This window comes from Megasphaera hexanoica (genome assembly GCF_043520715.1).
GTDB lineage: Bacteria > Bacillota > Negativicutes > Veillonellales > Megasphaeraceae > Megasphaera > Megasphaera hexanoica.
In genome coordinates this window covers 727,283-746,440 of the sequence record NZ_CP171361.1, presented here as the reverse complement: position 1 = coordinate 746,440, position 19,158 = coordinate 727,283, and the positions used below count along the sequence as shown (strand labels likewise).

Annotated in this window: 24 protein-coding genes; 7 read left to right on the top strand and 17 right to left on the bottom strand. The window is 56.5% G+C overall.

The features are described from left to right. The 7 genes from hisH to ACGTIC_RS03440 all read right to left on the bottom strand — a co-directional run bounded on the left by hisH (nucleotide 1) and on the right by ACGTIC_RS03440 (nucleotide 5,783). Complete coding sequence (hisH, locus tag ACGTIC_RS03470; protein ID WP_059076074.1) at nucleotides 1-615, bottom strand: imidazole glycerol phosphate synthase subunit HisH; 615 nt, start codon at nucleotides 613-615, stop codon at nucleotides 1-3. 1 nt (nucleotide 616) lies between these two features. Then, nucleotides 617-1,258 (bottom strand): imidazoleglycerol-phosphate dehydratase HisB, encoded by a 642-nt coding sequence (hisB, locus tag ACGTIC_RS03465; RefSeq protein WP_372237432.1) that lies wholly within the window; start codon nucleotides 1,256-1,258, stop codon nucleotides 617-619. Continuing rightward, a complete protein-coding gene (hisC, locus tag ACGTIC_RS03460; protein WP_113855381.1) occupies nucleotides 1,194-2,279 on the bottom strand; it encodes a histidinol-phosphate transaminase in 1,086 nt (361 codons plus the stop codon). The genes hisB and hisC overlap by 65 nt, the downstream gene beginning before the upstream one ends. Next, nucleotides 2,269-3,561 carry a histidinol dehydrogenase gene (gene hisD / locus ACGTIC_RS03455; RefSeq protein ID WP_113855380.1) on the bottom strand — a complete coding sequence of 431 codons (1,293 nt, stop codon included), beginning with the start codon at nucleotides 3,559-3,561 and terminating at the stop codon, nucleotides 2,269-2,271. The genes hisC and hisD overlap by 11 nt, the downstream gene beginning before the upstream one ends. A gap of 26 nt (nucleotides 3,562-3,587) precedes the next feature. Beyond that, on the bottom strand, nucleotides 3,588-4,220 hold the full coding sequence (hisG, locus tag ACGTIC_RS03450) for an ATP phosphoribosyltransferase (RefSeq protein ID WP_059076070.1): 633 nt from the start codon (nucleotides 4,218-4,220) through the stop codon (nucleotides 3,588-3,590). A 1-nt stretch (nucleotide 4,221) separates the two neighbouring features. Next, nucleotides 4,222-5,439: an ATP phosphoribosyltransferase regulatory subunit gene (locus tag ACGTIC_RS03445; protein ID WP_059076069.1), complete on the bottom strand. Its 1,218-nt coding sequence runs from the start codon at nucleotides 5,437-5,439 to the stop codon at nucleotides 4,222-4,224. A 131-nt stretch (nucleotides 5,440-5,570) separates the two neighbouring features. Beyond that, a complete protein-coding gene (locus tag ACGTIC_RS03440; protein ID WP_059076068.1) occupies nucleotides 5,571-5,783 on the bottom strand; it encodes a DUF951 domain-containing protein in 213 nt (70 codons plus the stop codon). A gap of 232 nt (nucleotides 5,784-6,015) precedes the next feature. On the opposite strand from ACGTIC_RS03440, the gene ACGTIC_RS03435 reads away from it, so the two are divergent. The 3 genes from ACGTIC_RS03435 to ACGTIC_RS03425 are packed head-to-tail and all read left to right on the top strand — an operon-like array spanning nucleotide 6,016 to nucleotide 7,540. Next, nucleotides 6,016-6,297, top strand: a complete 282-nt coding sequence (locus ACGTIC_RS03435; RefSeq protein ID WP_059076067.1) for a hypothetical protein — start codon at nucleotides 6,016-6,018, stop codon at nucleotides 6,295-6,297. Nucleotides 6,298-6,304: 7 nt separating this feature from the next. Beyond that, nucleotides 6,305-7,093 (top strand): DUF1700 domain-containing protein, encoded by a 789-nt coding sequence (locus ACGTIC_RS03430; protein ID WP_075581931.1) that lies wholly within the window; start codon nucleotides 6,305-6,307, stop codon nucleotides 7,091-7,093. A 3-nt stretch (nucleotides 7,094-7,096) separates the two neighbouring features. Continuing rightward, nucleotides 7,097-7,540: a hypothetical protein gene (locus ACGTIC_RS03425; protein ID WP_113855379.1), complete on the top strand. Its 444-nt coding sequence runs from the start codon at nucleotides 7,097-7,099 to the stop codon at nucleotides 7,538-7,540. A gap of 262 nt (nucleotides 7,541-7,802) precedes the next feature. Here ACGTIC_RS03425 and ACGTIC_RS03420 read toward each other — a convergent pair whose 3' ends face one another. Genes ACGTIC_RS03420 through ACGTIC_RS03410 form a run of 3 tightly spaced genes read right to left on the bottom strand, consistent with a single transcriptional unit; the run spans nucleotide 7,803 to nucleotide 10,270 of the window. Continuing rightward, entirely contained in the window at nucleotides 7,803-8,672 is an 870-nt protein-coding gene (locus tag ACGTIC_RS03420; protein ID WP_113855378.1) for a DMT family transporter, read from the bottom strand. A gap of 24 nt (nucleotides 8,673-8,696) precedes the next feature. Beyond that, complete coding sequence (locus tag ACGTIC_RS03415) at nucleotides 8,697-9,404, bottom strand: response regulator transcription factor (protein WP_059076063.1); 708 nt, start codon at nucleotides 9,402-9,404, stop codon at nucleotides 8,697-8,699. Between the two features lie 26 nt (nucleotides 9,405-9,430). Then, on the bottom strand, nucleotides 9,431-10,270 hold the full coding sequence (locus tag ACGTIC_RS03410; RefSeq protein WP_059076062.1) for a D-alanyl-D-alanine carboxypeptidase family protein: 840 nt from the start codon (nucleotides 10,268-10,270) through the stop codon (nucleotides 9,431-9,433). A 313-nt stretch (nucleotides 10,271-10,583) separates the two neighbouring features. Here ACGTIC_RS03410 and ACGTIC_RS03405 point away from each other — a divergent pair, with 313 nt between their 5' ends. Genes ACGTIC_RS03405 through hemB form a run of 4 tightly spaced genes read left to right on the top strand, consistent with a single transcriptional unit; the run spans nucleotide 10,584 to nucleotide 14,682 of the window. Beyond that, a complete protein-coding gene (locus ACGTIC_RS03405) occupies nucleotides 10,584-11,240 on the top strand; it encodes a bifunctional precorrin-2 dehydrogenase/sirohydrochlorin ferrochelatase (RefSeq protein ID WP_162816211.1) in 657 nt (218 codons plus the stop codon). Continuing rightward, entirely contained in the window at nucleotides 11,230-12,177 is a 948-nt protein-coding gene (gene hemC / locus ACGTIC_RS03400) for a hydroxymethylbilane synthase (RefSeq protein ID WP_059076060.1), read from the top strand. The genes ACGTIC_RS03405 and hemC overlap by 11 nt, the downstream gene beginning before the upstream one ends. Then, nucleotides 12,174-13,700 (top strand): uroporphyrinogen-III C-methyltransferase, encoded by a 1,527-nt coding sequence (cobA, locus tag ACGTIC_RS03395; protein WP_113855376.1) that lies wholly within the window; start codon nucleotides 12,174-12,176, stop codon nucleotides 13,698-13,700. The genes hemC and cobA overlap by 4 nt, the downstream gene beginning before the upstream one ends. Next, nucleotides 13,690-14,682, top strand: coding sequence for a porphobilinogen synthase (hemB, locus tag ACGTIC_RS03390; protein WP_059076058.1), 993 nt, complete (start codon nucleotides 13,690-13,692; stop codon nucleotides 14,680-14,682). Before cobA ends, hemB begins: the two co-directional genes overlap by 11 nt. A 73-nt stretch (nucleotides 14,683-14,755) precedes the next feature. On the opposite strand, the gene ACGTIC_RS03385 is transcribed toward hemB, so the two are convergent. The 7 genes from ACGTIC_RS03385 to ACGTIC_RS03355 are packed head-to-tail and all read right to left on the bottom strand — an operon-like array spanning nucleotide 14,756 to nucleotide 19,062. After that, a complete protein-coding gene (locus ACGTIC_RS03385) occupies nucleotides 14,756-14,995 on the bottom strand; it encodes a sulfurtransferase TusA family protein (protein ID WP_059076057.1) in 240 nt (79 codons plus the stop codon). After that, nucleotides 14,992-15,855 (bottom strand): 4Fe-4S dicluster domain-containing protein, encoded by an 864-nt coding sequence (locus ACGTIC_RS03380; RefSeq protein ID WP_113855375.1) that lies wholly within the window; start codon nucleotides 15,853-15,855, stop codon nucleotides 14,992-14,994. The genes ACGTIC_RS03385 and ACGTIC_RS03380 overlap by 4 nt, the downstream gene beginning before the upstream one ends. Further along, nucleotides 15,828-16,274, bottom strand: coding sequence for a M67 family metallopeptidase (locus tag ACGTIC_RS03375; RefSeq protein WP_059076055.1), 447 nt, complete (start codon nucleotides 16,272-16,274; stop codon nucleotides 15,828-15,830). The genes ACGTIC_RS03380 and ACGTIC_RS03375 overlap by 28 nt, the downstream gene beginning before the upstream one ends. Further along, nucleotides 16,271-17,092, bottom strand: coding sequence for a molybdopterin-synthase adenylyltransferase MoeB (locus ACGTIC_RS03370; RefSeq protein ID WP_113855374.1), 822 nt, complete (start codon nucleotides 17,090-17,092; stop codon nucleotides 16,271-16,273). Before ACGTIC_RS03370 ends, ACGTIC_RS03375 begins: the two co-directional genes overlap by 4 nt. Then, the gene (thiS, locus tag ACGTIC_RS03365; RefSeq protein ID WP_059076053.1) at nucleotides 17,089-17,298 is read right to left on the bottom strand and encodes a sulfur carrier protein ThiS; all 210 of its coding nucleotides are present in this window, start codon (nucleotides 17,296-17,298) and stop codon (nucleotides 17,089-17,091) included. Before thiS ends, ACGTIC_RS03370 begins: the two co-directional genes overlap by 4 nt. A gap of 11 nt (nucleotides 17,299-17,309) precedes the next feature. Then, nucleotides 17,310-17,531, bottom strand: coding sequence for a hypothetical protein (locus ACGTIC_RS03360; RefSeq protein WP_075581923.1), 222 nt, complete (start codon nucleotides 17,529-17,531; stop codon nucleotides 17,310-17,312). 52 nt (nucleotides 17,532-17,583) lie between these two features. Next, nucleotides 17,584-19,062, bottom strand: a complete 1,479-nt coding sequence (locus ACGTIC_RS03355; protein ID WP_075581922.1) for a putative sulfate exporter family transporter — start codon at nucleotides 19,060-19,062, stop codon at nucleotides 17,584-17,586. Nucleotides 19,063-19,158: the final 96 nt, after the last annotated feature.

Genomic DNA, 19,158 nt, shown 5'->3' with positions numbered 1-19,158 from the left:
TCATCCCTTCTGTACGTAATCTAAGACATTCTGCAGGAGCTGTGCTCCGACGGGACCGCTCTTTTCCGGATGGAACTGCATGCCCAGGACGTTGTCCCTGCCGCAGATAGCCGGGACCGGTCCGTCGTAATCGGCGGTCGCGATGACGTCGGGCGTATCGGCCGGCGTCTTGTGGTAGGAGTGAACGAAGTAGACGTAGGGATGGGCGGGAAGATTTTTCTGCAGCCAGTGGGGCTGACAAAATTCCAGTTCGTTCCATCCCATGTGGGGTACTTTGAGCTTCGTCTGAAATGGTACGACTTCGCCGGGAAGGAAACCCAGGCAGTCGTATTTGCCGCCTTCGTAATCGGTTTCAAAGAGTGCGTGCATGCCCAGGCAGATGCCCATAAAGAACTTTCCCGCCTGTACCTGTCCGGTCAAAAGCGGAATGAGGTCGAATTTCTGCAGATTGGCCATGGCGTCGCGGATGGCGCCGACACCGGGCAGTTCCACCAGGGCCGCGTCGCGGATGACCTGGGGATCGCGGGTGATGACCGGATCCTGGCCGAGGCGGCGCCAGGCATTGTATACATTGGCCAGATTGCCGATTTCATAATCAATGATGGCTATTTTCATCTTATAACACCCCTTTGGTAGAAAGTACGCTGTCGGCATTGCCTTCGATGGCAACGGCCTGACGGAGTGCATGGCCCAGACCCTTGAATACCGATTCGACGATGTGATGGGCATTGGTGCCGTACAGATTGGTCACGTGCAGGTTCATTTTGCCGTGGACAGCCAGGGCGTAGAGGAAATCCTGCAGCATTTCCGTTTCAAAGGTGCCAATCCGTTCGACCGCCAGTTTCACATCATAGACCAGATAGGGACGGCCGCTGAGATCGATGACGACCCGCGTCAGGGCTTCATCCATGGGGCAGTAGAACATGCCATAGCGGTTGATGCCTTTCTTGTCGCCCAGGGCCTGGGTGAGGGCATCGCCCAGGACGATGGCCAGGTCTTCCAGTGTATGATGGGTGTCGACGTCGAGGTCGCCGTGGACGTGAAGCGACAGGTCCATGCCACTGTGGCAGGCCAGGAGATTGAGCATGTGGTCAAAAAAGCCGATGCCCGTCGAGCCGACAAAGGTCCCTTCCCCATCGAGTTCGAGCGAAACGGCAATCTGTGTCTCTGCCGTTTCCCTGTTGACAGACGCATTACGCACGGCCGGCCACCTCCTTGTAGAGGCTGCGGAACACGGCGAGGATCCGGTCGGCCACATCGCGGGTCGTCACGGTGAGGCGGATGCAGTTCTGCAGGTCTTTGGCGCTGTAAAAGCGGACGCATATATCGGCTTTTTTCATAGCAGCGATGAGGGCCGGACCGTCGGGGACGCGGACGAGGATGAAATTGGTCGCGCTGGGATAGACCGTGACGCCCTCAAAGCCGCTCAGTTCCCGTTCCAGATAGTCCCTGTTTCCGATAGTCGGCGGGACGTTGTGCCCGAGGATTTCATCACGGTGTTTCATGGCCACGCAGCCCATGAGCTGGGTAACGCTGTTGAGGTGATAGCTCAGCTTGGTCAGCGACAGGGCGTCGATGACGTCTTCCCGGGCCACGCCGTAGCCCAGACGGAATCCGGCCAGGCCAAAGGCTTTGGACAGGGTGCGGATGACGATGAGGTTGTCGTACCGGTCCATGAGGGGAATGACGCTGTCCTGTCCGGAAAATTCCAGATAGGCTTCATCGACGACGACGATATTGTCTGCCGTCTGCAACAGTTTTTCAATGACCGCAACGGGCCAGATGCTGCCCGTCGGGTTGTTGGGATTGCAGACGAAGGTCACTTTCGGCTGCATGTCGGCGATGGCCTGCTGCAGTTTTTCCGCATTGCGGCAGTATCCGTCATCGTCGGGTACGTGGACGACGCGGGCGCCGAGGACCGTGGCGTCGATGCCGTAGATGTCAAAGGTCGGCGTATGGACCAGCACGGTGTCACCGGGGTTGATAAACGTATTCAGGATGAGACTGATCGTTTCATCGCCGCCGTTGGTAGCCAGAATCTGGCCGGGACGGCAGTGGACGTACCCGGCGAGGGCCTTGCGCAGGTCTTCGGCGTAGGGGTCTGGATAGCGGTAACTTTTGATTTCATCCAGACCTTTCAGGAAATCGGCCCGGACCGATGGGAAATCGAGGATATTATAGGGGCTTTCATTGGCATTAATAATCGTATGTTCTTGTATTTCCGGTACCTTATACGGTTCAAAATCGCGTATGGTCTGACGCAGCCATTCAGTTTTCATCGATTCTCCTCCTTACAGCCAGGCCGTGAGCCTGCAATCCTTCTACATTGGCGAAGCGGATGACTTTTTCTGCCACCTTGTCAAAGGCTTCTTTATTATACGACAGGAGACTGCTCCGTTTTACGAAATCATAGACTCCCAGGGGCGAGGAAAAGGCCGCCGTCCCCATGGTCGGGAGGGTATGATTCGGACCGGCAAAATAGTCGCCGATCGGTTCCGGCGTATAGGGTCCGATGAAAATAGCGCCGGCGTTCTGGATCTGATCCACATACTGCTCAGCATCGGGGAAATCGATTTCCAGATGTTCCGGGGCGATGAGGTTCATGATATCGATGGCCTGCTGCCGGTCTTTGGTAATGAAGATTTTGCCGTGGTCGGCTACGGATGCAGCGGCAATATCCTTCCGGGGCAGCTCTGCCAGCTGTTTTTCCACTTCCCCTTCGACGGCCGATGCCAGGGCGGCACTCGGCGTGGCCAGGAAGACGGCGGCCCGGCGGTCGTGTTCGGCCTGGGCCAGAAGGTCTGCTGCCACCCATACGGGATTGGCGTTTTCATCGGCCAGGATGCCCACTTCGCTGGGACCGGCAATCATGTCGATGCCGACGGTGCCGAATACGAGGCGCTTGGCCATGGCGACGTAGGCATTGCCGGGGCCGACGATTTTAAAGACCGGCGGGATGCTTTCCGTGCCAAAGGCGGCAGCGGCGATGCTCTGGGCGCCGCCGACTTTATAGATTTCCGTAGCACCGGCTACGTGGGCAGCGGCCAGGATGTAGGGATTGACTGACCCGTCTTTGGCAGGCGGTGTAAAGACGGCGATGGATGGCACGCCGGCCACTTCGGCCGGGATGACGTCCATGAGGACCGTCGAGGGATAGGCAGCCGTACCGCCCGGCACGTATACGCCGACCCGCTGGATGGGCGTATACCGGGCTCCGAGGCGCACGCCGTCGCGGAAGGTATCCATCCACGATTCCTGTTTTTGCCGTTCATGATAGGCCCGGATATTATCCCGCGCTTCCGTCAGGATATCCATGAATTCCGGCCCGACCTTGCGGGCTGCTTCCTCGATTTCCTCTGCCGTGACCAGGAAACTGTCGAGGCGCACACCATCGAATTTTTCTGTCAGCTCCCGCACGGCCCGGTCGCCTTCTTCCTGTACAGCCGTGAGGATATCTTCCACACTCTGGCGGATACCGGCGTTTTCTGCCTGGCTCCGTTTGGTGATATTCCGTATTTCCTGCAGCGTCAGCCCGTCATCGGGCACTTCTATCCATTCCATGTATATCTCCCCCTCTGGTAGCGGTCTTATCGGATTTCTTTCTTCTTGATGACATCGATCAGCGTATGTATTTCATCATATTTCATCTTAAAGGAAACGGGATTGCAGATCATGCGGGCACTGAAATCCATGAAATAATCCAGGACTTCCAGCCCGTTGGCCCGCAGGGTATTCCCTGTTTCGACGATATCGACAATGACATCGGACAGGCCGACCAGCGGTGCCAGTTCGACTGAGCCATTGAGCTTGATGATATCGACGCTGTGATGATTTTCTTCAAAATATTTCCGGGCGATGCGCGGGTATTTCGTCCCGACCGTGATGCGCCGGGACATATCCACTTTCTTTCCCTTGACGCCGGCTACGGCCATGTTGCAGCGGCCGATGCCGATATCGAGTACTTCGTAGACGTTGGCGCCGGCATTGTCTTCGATGAGGACATCTTCCCCGACGATGCCGATGTCGGCAGCGCCCCGTTCGACGTAGACGGCCACATCGGGCGATTTGACCAGTGTCAGCTTCAGCGTATGGCCGGCATCTTCAAAGATGAGTTTGCGGCTGTCTTCCGAATAAGATGGAAATTCATAGCCGCTTTCCATCAGATATTTCATAACTACTTTATGGATGCGCCCCTTGGCGAGCGCTATATGTATGGACATCTCAAAGCCCCCTCATCATGTCTTCCAGATCGTGTGCGCTCATTTCGCGGCCGTCTTTATAATAGCTGTGATTGCGGTATACGGCGTGGATACTGTAATCACCGCTGTCGATAAAGGACGAGTCGGGATAGGCGGCGACGCGGAAGCCCCGCTGACGCCACTGCATGAGGTCGCGGATCAGCGTCTGGTCACTGTCCGTATAGGAGACGGCCAGCTGGAAACTGGGCTGGGCGTCTTCGAGAAGGCCGGCGTCACTCATGAATTCGTAGAGAAGGTTGATGTTCATGCCAAATCCGCAGGCCGGCCGGTCTACACCGAACTGGGCCGATAATTTGTCGTAGCGGCCGCCGTCGATGACATCGTACAGGGCGCCGTCCACGTAGACTTTGAACACCATATCCGTATAATATCCCAGGGTGCTGGTAAAGCCGAAATCGAGCTGTACCTTGTCGGCATAACCGGCATAGAGGATGTAGTCGTAAACTTTTTCCAGCCGCGTCAGGGCATTGCGCATGCCGCTGTTGATGCAGTAGCCGCGGGCCTTGCTGAGCGTTTCCGCATAGGGGCCGAAGAGGACCGGGATGGCTTCCAGGGCCTTGCGGGCTTCGCTATCGAGGGACAGACCCGAGAGGTACTTGCCAAAGGCGACGAGATTGCGCTCTGCCATATACTGGCGCAGTGTCTGCTTCTGAGCTTCTTCCAGGGGCAGTCCGTCGAACAGGGCCTGGGTATAGGCCGCCGTCCCCATGTCAATGCGGATATGTTCCACGCCGACGGCTTTGAGGATTTCCGCCGCCATGACGATGACTTCCCCATCGCATTCAGGACTGGGATCGCCGAGGATTTCAATGCCGCCCTGAAGGAAATCCTTGCCATAGGTAGACCGGCCAAAATATTCCCGGAATACTGTGCTGACATAGCCGAATTTGAGGAGCTGGTTGGCCCGGGGAAATTCCCGCGCTGCCGTTTCGACGAGAGGCACGGTCACATCAGGCCGCAGGACCAGGACCCGGCCGTCCGTATCGATGGTCTTGACCATCTGCTGGCGCAGCTGGGGAAAGTAATGCTGGTATACATCATAATCTTCAAAACTTGGCGTTTCGATGATTTTGCAGCCGTGATTCATGATGACCGACACGAGTTTTCCCTGGATGCGGTCATAATTCCGCATTTCATCGTGATGGAGCATCTTGACTCCATCCAGTGTATTACTGAGCATCTTTATGCACTCCTTGCATACTATGTATTTGCTTTATTTCTTTATCGCTTTACCGAAGTAAAGCAATGAAGAACGACTGATTAGAATTGTAGCACAAATCACAGCAAATAAAAAGCCCTTTTTCAAAAAATTTACCCATCTTGTTCCGGTGTGGCACGACGGATGATTTTCCTGACCGATTTTTCAAATTTCGGGCGCGGCACCATGACCCGGTGGCCGCAGCCGCAGCAGCGGATGACAAAATCGACGCCGATGCGCAGCACTTCCCATTCATTGGAACCACAGGGGTGGGATTTTTTGAGCTGGACTACATCCCCGATCTGATAACGGACAAAATCTGCCATAACAAGTACCTCCTTTACTGCCTCGTGCAGTCTATGATACATTATGTTACTTCAAATACGGGCGGGATGCAAGCCAAAGGGAAAACGACTCTCCCGGCAGACAGGCTGCCGGCCCCTTTCCACGGAATACTGGAAAGGAAGGCCGTTATGTGATAGTATAGTGTGAGCAGCGTACGCCATACAAGGAAAAATACGCTCATTTCTGATTATATTTCTGGGAGGTAGTCCTATCATGGCAGATTCACCCCGTCCCCGGACCCTGCGCGCAGCCTATCTCATGCTGTATACGCTGGGCGGCTGCTGTACCGCCGTCTGCGTGGCCCTTCTGGCCTGGGTCGCTTTTTGTATTGCAATGGAAAAAGAGCCGCTGGCAGCGATTTCTTTCCTGCCCCACGTCCCGGCCGCCGTCATTCTGCTCCTCATCCTGGCCATCATGGTCCTGGGAGTCGTCTGCTGGCAATGGGGCGCCCGGTTTCATCAGCGTTACGAAGAGTATGTGTTAAAACAGAGGTAAGGAATCCATGCGAAAGTCTGAATTTATGGACCTGTTGAAATACTATTTCCGCAAGGCCGATAAAGACGACCTGAAGGGCATCATCGAGGACTGTGAAGAACAGTTCCGCCTCGGTGCCAAAGAGGGGAAATCGGAAGAGGAAATATGTGTCAAACTCGGTTCACCAAAAAATATTTACCGTTATTACATCGGCAAGCCCATCATCCCCGAAGACAATCCCCGTCTTCCCGGCGATGATTACGATACGCCCCGGAGCCAGCGCCGCAATGCCGCGCCCTACGACTGGGAAAAGGATCCGGACCGGCTGCGCCGCCGTGCCCAGAGCCAGCAGTATTACCGCGATGGCAAGAGCTGGGACGATACCTTTTACGATAACGGAAATCCGCCGCAGAATCGCCGTTCTTATGATGATGACGGATATTACGACAGCCGCAGGCCGCGGCGCCGGGGACGCAGCCGCCGCCCGTCTGCAGGGGAAGACTTTGAATGGGATAAGGACGATTCCCTCAGCCGCGCCGGAAAGGCCGCAGCCCGGCCGGTACTTGATATCATCGGGACGCTGTTCTCCGTCCTGAGCGGCATGATCTACGCCGTCCTCTTTCTGGCCATCATCGCCTGCCTGTTCCTCGTCGCCATGCCGTCGTACCTCTTTTTCGGCCTCGTCCCCATGCCGCCCATTTCCGGCAAGACGATGATCTTCCTTCTCCTGACAATCCTCTTTGCCGGCATGACAGCCAGCTCGGCCGCCTCGGCCCTGCACGCCGCCGCCAAAAGTCCGAAAGAAAGGAGGGCCTGAATCATGGCCAAAACCATTATCTGTCTGGTGCTGACGGCCGTCTTTGCTTTCCTCAGCCTCAGCTCCTATACCAGTACGGATGCCCCGCGCATGCGCCAGTGGCTGGCCTATTACGAAGAATACCAGGCACTGAAGACCCTGGGCGACCGTGGCGATGACGCCAAAATGACCCTCCTAAACAAACTGCGCACCATGTATCCGGAAAAGGCCAGCCTCTACGAAGCCAAATTCAAGGAAGAATTTGGCGACCTCGAGGCCAAGGCCGAAGCCGAAAAAGAAAAGGCCGCTGCCGACGAACGGGCCAGGGCGGAAGTCGAAGCCCACCGCCGTGAACTAGCCCAGGAAAAAGCCCGCCTCGATAAAGAACGGGAACAACTGCGCCAGCAGCAGACCCGTCAGAGCAATCAGACCCAGAAAAACAGCAATACGAACGGGAATAGAAGATGATAGTTTGTAGTTTGAGGTTTGATGAAAAGAGCGGTTCGACGGATAGCGAATCTTTGCCGTCCCTGCGATAAGCAGAGGACGCCATGCTATACGGCACTTCAAACCGACATTCGTACCTAAAAACTAACACAAAGCGAACCCCCCGGGGAGCTGTACAAAAGCAGACAGCTCCCAGGGGGGTTCGCTTTTAACTATCTTTTTCTATGCTTTTTCTTCAAACATCAAACATCAAACATCAAACTATCTTTTCACTATCTTTTCACTATCTCTTATTCAGTATGATGACCGATCCCAGGATGAGGGCCATGCCTATGAGTTTCAGCGGGCCGTGGGGTTCGGCAAAGAAGAAGATGCCCACAGCCGATCCTACGAAGGGTTCGATGGTCGCCATGATGGCGGCTTTTCCCGATTCCATATATTGGAGTCCAACCGTATAGAGAAAATATGGCAGGACCGAGCAGACGACGGCGATTCCCGTAACCCAGAGCCAGAGGGACGGGTCTCCCATCAGTACTGCAAAGATATAGCGGGGATGGCCCAGAGGAAGCATCGCTGCCGTAGCAAAGGTAAAGGTATAAAAGGTAACGGTCAGCGGGTCGTAGCGGCTCAGGGCAAAGCGGCCAAAAATGGAATACAGGGCGTAGAGAAATCCCGACGCCAGCCCCAGGGCCAGTGCTGGAAGCGGTACGGCCAGATGCCCCTGGAAGACGCCTGCCACGAGAACGCAGCCCGTAACGGTACACACCAGGGCCAGCCATTTCCGGCGCGTCATCCGTTCATGGAAGATCACCGCTGAAAGAAGGGTGACAAAAACAGGCGATGTATACAACAGCATGACCGCTACCGACACCTGGCTCATGGCGACAGCCATAAAATAGCACGTACTGAATAAGGTATAACTGATGACGCCCGTACCGATAAAGTACCAGCAGTCGCGCAGGCGGATGGAAAGCAGCTGCGGTGAGCGGATGGCCAGGAAGGCCCCGGTAATGAGCCACGCCAGCAGGGTACGGATCAGGCAGACCTGCAATGCCGATAACCCGGCTCCGTCGAGGTGGCGGATAAAAATACTAATCGTTCCCCACATGGCGCCGGCAGCCAGCACACAGGCGTTCGCTTTTCCCGCCGTCATAAGCTTCACCCCTTTTCAGGAAATTTAATTTTCGAGACGGAAGCGGTAGCCATTGCCCCAGACGGTTTCAATGGCTGTAAATTCCGGTTCCACTATATTCATCTTGTCCCGGAGGCGGTTGACATGGACCGTGACCGTAGCCATTTCTCCCAGGGCGTCGAGATGCCATATTTTTTCAAACAGTTCTTTTTTTGAAAGAACCTGATTGGGATGCTGGGCCAGATATAACAGGAGATTGAATTCTTTCCCTGTCAGCGGGATTTCCGTCTGTCCCCGGAATACCTGCCGGCGGCGGATATAGATGCGCAAATCTCCGCTCTGGATGTCCGGCACGGCTTCATCTTTCGTCAGGTGTGCCCCGGCCAGCAGGTGTTCATGCATCACCATATGGGCCTTGATGCGGGCTACCATGACCGACGGATTGAACGGTTTGATGATATAGTCATCGGCACCCAGGGCCAGCCCTCTGATCTGGTCTTCGTCACTGCCGCTGGCTGTCACAAAAATGACGGGAATATCGTATTTTTCACGGATGGCACGGCACAGGTCAAAGCCGTTTATATCGGGCAGGTGGACGTCGAGGACGACGGCATCGATAGCCATCTGTTCCAGCGCCCGGAGTCCCGGCCGGCCTTCGCGGGCCACCGTGACTTCAAATCCATTGTTCTGCAGAAAATCCCGCTCCAGCGCGGCAATTAATTCATCATCTTCTATGACTAATATGCGTTTCATAGTCTTTCCCCCTCTCGTGCTAACGGTCAGCGACCTGTCTGGATGCGTCGGAAGCCATAGTCCAGGATGGCCGGCGCATCTTCCCAGCGATCGTCATCATTGAACAGGGCTACTACCAGCGTGTGTCCGTTGCGGGTCGCCGAGGCGACCAGGCAGTCTCCGGCCGCCTGGGTATATCCCGTCTTGACTCCGCTGGCTCCCTCATAGCCACTGGTCAGGAAATGATTGGTCGTCGTGACATATTTGGTGTGACCGTCTATATAATGCATCTGATACGACGGCAGAGCCACCGTATAGGCAAATTCAGGATAATGCTTGAGTCCATACGCGGCCATACGGGCCATATCGACGGCCGTCGTATGATGTCCCGCTGCGGTCAGCCCGTTGGGATTGACGAAGTGGGAATGGGTCGCCCCCATCTTGACGGCTTCGGCGTTCATCATGTCGGCAAATCCGGCGACAGAGCCGCCGACCGTTTCCGCTACGGCTACGGCCGCATCATTGCCGGAAACGACCATCATCCCCCGCATCGCTTCTTTCAGGGTAATCTGGTCTCCCGGGGCAATGCCCAGGCAGGATGGTTCCGTATTGGCTGCTCCCCAGGATATGTACAATGGCTTGTCGAGCTTGTCTTTCCCCTGATCGAGGGCAGTAATCATGGTCACGATTTTCGTCGTACTGGCCGGATGGACCCATTTATCGGGATTGACCCGGTACAGGATGCGTCCCGTATCGGCGTCGATCAGACAGGCCGCTTCGGCCGACGTAGGCGGTACATCAGCCTGAACGGATCCGGCCGTGCCGCCGACGGAAACAAGCAGAATGACAAACAACGAGCATAGTAATTTTTTACAAGCAGAAAACATCCAATCTCTCCTTTTAGATCATTTTGTGTCTGATTGTATCCAGACTCTAACAAAACGATTTTTTCAATACCAGAAAGCATGCTGGTACAGTTTATATTTTTTATAATCTCTCACATATTATTATGCAAATCGGTAGGATTGTCAATAAAAAATATCTATTCGCTGCCACACTGTCCGATACTGCCACCGGTTAGTATTTTCGCGGATTGTTGCTCCGGCAACGCGCAATTCTATAAAGATGTGCTATAATAACAAGTATGTGCCATATTTTTATAAATCCATTATACACATGCACAGAAAGGACCTATCGTTCATGTACCCTATAAATCTCATCCTTGATGACAAGGAATGTCTCATCCTGGGCGGCGGCGCCGTAGCTGCCCAGAAAGTGCAGGGTCTGCTCGACGCCGGCGCGGCCGTCACCGTCCTGTCGCCGTCGCTCTGTCCGCCTCTTCAGGAACGGGCCGACCGGGGAGACATCACCTGGCTGAAGAAACTATACGAAGAAGGCGACGAAAGCCCTTTTTATCTGATTATCTGCGCTTCCAACGACAGCGAAACCAACAGCGCCTGTGCCGCTGCAGCCCTTAGCCAGCACAAGCTGGTCAATGTCTGCGACGCCCCACAGGAAAGCAACTGGACGACGCCGTCCGTCGTCCGCCGCGGCGATATCCTCTGCAGCATATCGAGCAATGGGAAATCACCGGCCTTTACCCGCTGGATGCGTCATCATCTGGAACAGGAAATCACCCCCGACTGGTCCCGGTGCCTGGACCGTCTGGCCGTCATCCGTCAAGAAGTGCGTTCCCAGATTCCATCCGGCAAAGACCGGCAGGTCTTCTGGCGTTCGTCGCTTACAGACGAACTCATGGAACAAGCCCTCGGCGGCCAGATGGCCGAAGCCGAACAGGTACTCTGGCAGAAACTGGCCTTCTGGCTCATCGGGAAAGGAGGTCCCCATGCTTCCTGATTCTCTCGTCATCGGCACCCGCCGCAGCCGCCTGGCCCTGTGGCAGGCCGGTTACGTCCGCCAGCTCCTGCAAAAGGCCTGTCCCGGCCTTACCATTACCCTGCAATGTGTCACTACCCGCGGCGACCGCATCATCGACCGGCCCCTCAGCGCCATCGGCGGCAAGGGCCTGTTTACGGAAGAAATCGAGCGCGGTCTCTATGGCCACACGCTGGACCTGGCCGTACACAGTCTGAAAGATATGCCATCGGAACTGCCGGACGGACTGATCCTGGCAGCGGTCCCGGCTCGGGGAAATGAAAAAGACGCCTTCGTCTCACGCCGCTACCAGAGTCTTTCTGACCTTCCCAGAGGCGCCGTCGTCGGTACATCCAGTCTGCGCCGAAAGGCCCAGCTGCTGCACCTGCGGCCGGACCTTACGGTCTCTGACCTCAGGGGCAACGTCGATACGCGCCTGTCCCGTCTCGATGACGGGGACTACGACGCCATCATCCTGGCCGCAGCCGGTCTCATCCGCCTGGGCCTTTCGGACCGTATCACCAGCCTGCTGCCGCCGGATCAGTTCCTGCCCGCCGCCGGACAGGGGGCTCTTGCCATCGAAGCCCGTTCGGATGACGAACCGGTCCTCCGGCTGCTGCAGGCCATCCACGACGAGCGGACGGCAGCAGCCGTCACGGCTGAACGGGCCTGCGCCGCAGCCATCGGCGGCAGCTGCCAGATTCCGGCCGGAGCCTTTGCCTCCTGGCAGGGAGGAGACCTCGTCCTGCGGGCCTTCATCGCCTCACCGGACGGCCGCACCTGCCTGAACCGGCAGGCCACAGCGCCGGCAGCCGATGCCCGGAAACTGGGCTATGAGCTCGGCAAAGACATGCTGGCCGGCGGTGGCGAAGCCCTGCTCCGCTCACTTCGAACTACCATAAAAGGAGATACATTATGACAGGAACCATCTATCTCGTCGGCGCCGGTCCCGGAGACTGGCGCCTGCTCACCCTCCGGGGAAAGGAATTGCTGGAACGGGCTGATACGGTCGTCACCGACCATCTGGCCGACGAACGGCTGCTGGACTTCGCTCCGCCCCAGGCCGAACGCATTTACGTCGGAAAAACCGCCGGTCATCATACGCTGCGTCAGGAAGAAATCAACGACCTGCTCATCGCCAAGGCCCGAGAAGGCCGCACGGTCGTGCGCCTCAAAGGGGGCGATCCCTTCGTCTTTGGCCGGGGCGGCGAAGAAGGTGCTGCCCTGTCCCAGGCCGGCATTCCCTTTGAAGTCGTGCCGGGCATTTCCTCGGCCATCGCCGTACCGGCCTATGCCGGCATTCCCGTGACCGAACGGGGCATGGCTTCCTCCTTTTCCGTCATTACCGGCCATGAAGACCCGAAGAAAAACGGATCGGCCATCGACTGGGAAAAACTGGCGACCGGTACGGATACACTGGTCTTTGTCATGGGCGTCCGCAACCTGCCCGACATCACGGCGCGGCTCATCTCCTGTGGCCGCAGCGCCGATACGCCGGCGGCCATCATCCGCTGGGGCACCCGCAGCGACCAGACGACTATCGTGACGACCCTGGGAAGCGCCGCCTATGAAGCCGCCCGACAGGGCATCACGCCGCCGGCTATCTTTCTTGTCGGCGACGTCGTCCGCTGCCGCGGCCGCCTGCGCTGGTTCGACAAACGGCCCCTCTTCGGTCTCACCGTCGGCATCACCCGTACACGCCGTCAGGCATCGGCCCTGTCGGCCCGGCTGGAAGAACTGGGCGCATCGTGCATCGAAATCCCTACCATCCGCCTGGAAGATCCGTCAGACCACTATGCAACCCTCGATCAGGCCATTTACCACCTGACCTCGTACGACTGGCTGCTCTTTACCAGCAGCAACGGCGTCCACCGCTTCTTCCGCCGCCTCCGGGAATTTAAGGAAGACAGCCGCGCCCTGGGAAACCTCCGGCTGGGTGTCATCGGCAGTGCCACGGCAGAAGCGCTCCGCTCATACGGCCTGCGGGCCGACGTCGTGCCGCCTGAGTACCGGGCCGAATCGCTGGCCGACAGCCTCCTGCCCCATATTTCCCCGTCTTCCCGCGTCCTGCTCGTCCGGGCCGAACAAGCACGCAACGTCCTTCCGGACCACCTGCGTGGCGCCGGTGCCAGAGTGACCATCGCCCCGGCATACCGGACGGTACCCGCTTCAGAAAACAGAGAGCGCCTCGTATCGCTTCTCGAAGAACACGCCCTGGACCTCATCACCTGTACCAGTTCTTCGACAGTCACCTCTCTTCTGGACCTCCTGGGAGACCGCCGCGACCTGTTGGAACCGGTACCACTGGCCTGTATCGGTCCCGTGACTGCCGCAACCTGTACCCGCGAAGGACTCACACCGGCTCTCACGGCTTCGACCTATACCATAGAAGGCCTGACTCAGAATATACTCGATTGGAGACGACATCATCATGAAATATAACGCCTTACGCCCGCGCCGCCTGCGCATTTCCGCTCCCGTCCGCTCTATGGTTCGGGAAAACCACCTGTCCGTATCGGACCTGATTTACCCTATCTTCGTCGTTCCCGGCAGCCATGTAAAAGAAGAAATCCCCAGCCTGCCCGGCTGTTATCACCTGTCAGTCGATAAAGCCGTAGAAACGGCCCGCCTCGCCGTTTCCCTCGGCATCCCGGCCATTGAAGTATTCGGCCTGCCCGGATACAAGGATGAAACAGGCTCATCGGCATGGGACCCGAAGAGCCCGGTGCAGCGGGCCATGGAAGCCATCAAAAAAGAACTGCCCGGTCTGGTCATCGTCGGCGATGTCTGTCTCTGCCAGTACACCAGCCATGGCCATTGTGGCAAGCTCTGCGGCCATTACGTCGATAACGACGCTACCCTGCCGCTCCTGGCCCGGACGGCCGTCAGCCAGGCAGCAGCCGGTGCCGACATCATCGCCCCGTCAGACATGATGGACGGCCGCATCGCCGCCATCCGCACAGCCCTCGATGAAAAGGGTTTCCAGAACGTTTCCATTATGTCCTACGCCGTCAAATACGCCTCGGCCTTTTATGGCCCCTTCCGCGATGCGGCCAACTCGGCCCCGCAGTTCGGCAACCGCCGCCAGTATCAGATGGATCCGGCCAATTCCCGTGAAGCCATGAAGGAAATCAGCCTCGACCTCGATGAAGGGGCTGACATCATCATGATCAAGCCGGCCATGACTTATCTCGATATCGTCCGTCAGGCCCGGGACCGCATTGACCGCCCCATCGCCGTCTACAACGTCAGCGGTGAATATGCCATGGTCAAAGCGGCTGCCCAAAACGGCTGGATCGACGAAAAACGGATCGTCCTGGAATCGCTTCTGTCCATGAAACGGGCCGGTGCCGATATCATCATCACCTATCACGCTCTGGACGTCGCCCGTTGGCTCAGCGAAAAAGATTGTCTGACGTTTTAAATTTGATGTTTGAGGTTAAGCAAAAAACGGATTCTCCTGTGAAATCAGCTGTTTCATAGGAGAATCCGTTTTTTTAGTCGTCCTGTCCCCGTTCGACGAGAATCGTGTAAGTCCCGTCTTCGTTGTCTGTCACGTCGAAGACGCGGTGTCCGTCATTTTTCAGACTCCGCGGGACGTTCTGCAGAGCGTCGCCGCTGTTGAGCCGGACGGACAGGACCTGTCCCGGTTCCATATCTTCCAGTTCGACCTTTACTTTGACATAGGTCACGGGACAGACGACATCCGTAATATCGATAGTGTTGTCTATGTTCATAATACCTCCCGAACGAGTCGTTCTACTGTGTCCCAGCCAATCCGTTCTACCGTTTTGGCAAAGCGTTCTCCCGGTTTGGCGTGGTTTTCAAAAAAGTCGAGAACTACATCGATGACGCGATACAGTTCTTCTTCCGAGTGAAGGAGGGGCAGGAAATGCCTGCCAATAGTGATCTGCTTGCCATAGAGGCCTCCCAGGGATACGTTATAGCCGGCTGTTCCTACCCAGGCCGAAGACGGGCAGGTGGTAACGCACTTGCCACAGAACAGGCACTGGTCCGCCGTAAAAGAAAGGGTCTTTTCTTTCTTATCCACTGTAATGGCCGAAGACGGGCAGACGGCCTGACAGAGGCCGCAGAAAATACAGTCATCATGATGCCATTGCGGTTCGATGCCGCCTTTGATGCCCAGGTCATTTTCTTCCGTCTTCAGACAGTTATTGGGACAGCCTGTGATGCCGATTTTGAATTTGGCTGGAAATTCCCGTCCGCCATAGCGGGCTTCACATTCCCTGGCTATGTGCTGGGTGTCGATCAGCCCCGACGGGCAGACGGCGTTTCCCTGACAGGCCGTAATCGTGCGCAGCCGGGCGCCACAGACGCCATTCTGTACGCCGCCTTGGGCCAGTTCTTTCTTTACCGTATCGATGTCTTCCAGGGCGATAAAGGGGATTTCAATGCCCTGCCGGGATGTGAGATGGATATATCCGTGTCCATAGGTTTCGGCGACGTGACGGATCGTTTCCAGCTGTTCTATAGTCACCTGTCCGCCAATAGTTTTCAGCCTCATGGAGAAACGATCTTTCTGCTTCTGTTTCATGAAGCCGCCTTTTTTTAGTTCCTTGAAATTTGCATCTGCCAATGTGATTCCTCCTCTTCGATGTGTAGTGGCTCTGCTATCGCCTCGCCGCCGCGGATACGAAAACTGCGCAGGACCGGCCCGCTTTCCGCCAGCGACAGAATCAGATAGCGCAGCGACGGGTCGAAGGCCAGCCGTTTGTCTTCGTCGGACGGGCGGGACGGCGTTGCCGGGTGGCTGTGGAAATTGCCGATGAGGGCCAGATTACGCTGGCGTATATCCCGCATGACGGCAAACTGCTCTGCCGGATCCATGGAAAAATGTTCCGGACTGGCATCGGTATTGTTCAGATAATATACCTTCTCAACGAATGCGTCGCCACCACTTCGTTTTCCCGCCAGCAGACCGCAGCATTCATTGGGCAGCTGTTCCCGGGCATAGGCCGTCATGGCCTCATAATCAGACCGTGTCAGATGTATCATAGCGACCCCTTTCCCACTTTGCTTTCACATACAGGCTGTTTATAGTCGATGAGCTCGTGAATGGACGGGGCGTCGCCGCAGATTGCGCAATGAGGATTATGTCCAACAGGAATCTTGCGGAATCGCATGGTCAGAGCATCGTAGGTGAGAAGGGCACCGGTGAGCAGTTCACCCTGTCCCAGGAGGTACTTGATGGCTTCTGTGGCCTGTATGCAGCCGATGACGCCGCCAACGGCTCCCAGTATGCCCGCTTCTTTGCACGATGGCACCGCCCCGGCCGGCGGCATGGTGTCAAAGATACAGCGGTAGCATGGACCTTTGCCCGGCACATAGGTCAGGGTCTGACCGCCGAAGCGGATGATGCCGGCATGGGAAAAGGGATGGCCTCCCAGTACGCAGGCATCGTTGATGAGGAACTTGGCCGGGAAATTATCCGTCGCGTCGATGATGAAATCATAATGCTGGTCGTCGATAATCTGGGGCAGCGTCTGGGAATTGACCCATTCATTATAGGTGACGACGTGCACATCCGGATTAAGTCCTTCCAGGGTATGGCGGGCCGAATCGACCTTGCGCTGGCCCACCGATGCCGTGGAATGGATGATCTGGCGCTGCAGATTAGACAAATCGACCACATCGTAATCGACGATGCCGATAGTACCGACGCCGGCCGCTGCCAGGTACAGAGCCGCCGGTGCACCCAGTCCACCGGCACCGATGACCAGCACCTTGCCGGCCAGGAGTTTCTTCTGTCCCTTGCCGCCAAATAGGATGATGTGCCGCGAATACCGTTCCAGTTGTTCGTTCGTCAGTTTCACCGGGAACCGCCTCCCATATAGTACAGGAAATCGACGACATCGCCATCGCTGAGCACGGTCGTATCAAAATCGTCCCGGCGGATAAACTGCTGATTGAGCTGGACGGTCACATATTCCGGGGCTTCTACCCGGGCTTCTTTCAGAAGCGTTGTCACGCTGATCGGGATTTCTGTCTGAAATGGTTCCCCATTTACCTGAATGGTCATATTGATGCCTCCTATAATACTTTAAATATAATCACGAAAATAAAGAGCAGGATGATTCCCAGGCCGAACGTATAGGCGCAGAGTTTCTTTTCGATGGGCTGGAGGGGAAAATAGGCCCCGGCGTCCGCCCCTGTTTCTATTTCGTTATCCCTTGGGGTAATGTGATTGTTCGTCTGTTTATAATAGTATTCGTCAGCCTGTGGCAGCCGATGCGATGTCAGTTCACTTGCCATAGATGATCACACCTTTCATACGGTAACTATTCCTATTTATTGTACTTATATGTTATATGGCCGGCGGGACGATGCCCTGATAAAAGAGCCAGGAAATACCGAGGCCGACCCAGATGATGAATCCCAGGAGCGCTACGGCATAAACACCGGTCACGCGTCCCAGGCCGGCATGCCATAATTTGCGGACATTGGTCACTAGTCCGATGGAGAAAAAGCAGAGGCCGAAAAAGATTGTCCGGATGAGATTAGCCTGTCCGGCACCGGCTTTGAGTCCCGCAATCAGGTCGGGACGGACGAGTCCGGAGAAAAAGACCACCGCCAGGAGTCCGACGAAGCCGATGATGAATTTTGGGAACCGGTCCCAGATTTCCCGTTTGGAAACGCTGCCGGCAGGACGGCTCACGCCGTCGCGGCTGCTCAGGTGCCAGACCGACCATACGACGGCCAGGATAAAGGACCAGACGCCGATGAAGATATCGATGAAGACTTTGGCTGTCGTCGTCGCCATGAGAATCCACCCTTCCTGATAGGCTATCCCCGTCTGTTCCAGTACCTGACTGCGGATGAGCGAATCAGCGATGGCTCCCGATGCGACGGCACCGCCATCGCTCTTGACGACCAGTCCCAGCCAGGAGCCGGCTACCATCGGTTCACCGGAGAGAAAGAAGGCGGCGGCGAAGGGCAGGATCAGCAGTTCCACGGCGACGAATACGATAATGACCGAAGCCAGTATAGCCGGGATGATCTGCCGTGCCCGGATGGCACTGCCTGTGGCAATGGCAGCGGCGACGCCGCAGATGGAAATGCCGGAGGCCATGGGGGCCGCCCATTCCGGTGTGAAATGGAAGAACTTGCGGGCGATGATATAGACGACAGGCCAGTAAATGAGGTAGGCTTCGACGACGGCGCACAGGCCGCGGACGATGACCGTTCCGGCCAGGCTCATGGCACTGATGGCCTGAATGCCGATGTTGGCACCGAGGATGACAATGCCCGTCTTGATATACCATTCCGGTCTGGCTGCTACCGAGAGGAAGCGGGCCGCCGACGGAAAGAAATTTCCGATGATGAGTCCTGCCACAAGGGCAAAGACGAATCCCAGTTCACCCAGGCTCAGAGACCAGGTGATGTGAAAAGCCGCCCGTTTATCCGGCGTCGCTGCCAGATATGCATAGTTGCCGAGTATATTGGCTCCGATGGTGAGCCAGTACAGGATAGAAAAGCTGGCTATGAACCGTTTGATCCGTGCGCCCATGAACCAGGCGCCTATAGTCGTAAGAAGGAGGACAAAGAAATAGGCGGCGATGACAGTTCCGGCACCGCCGAGCCAGGAAAAGGCCGGGGAATTGGCCGCCACGGCTTTGACCGGATCCATCCAGACGCCGAATTTTGGAACCCATCCCAGAAGATCGACATCCCCGATGCGTCCGGCACCGAGGGCAAAAATGAATAATCCCAGCCACACGGCCCACCAGTCTTCACTGGCAAGAAAAGCCGAACGGCTCCGTGCAGGTATTGAAGTATCGGTCATACATATCACCTCTAACATAAAAAACATGAAATGATGGAACAAGAGACAGTCCCGTCACCAAGCGGACAGCTCCCTTTCGATCTCCCTCACCGTTTC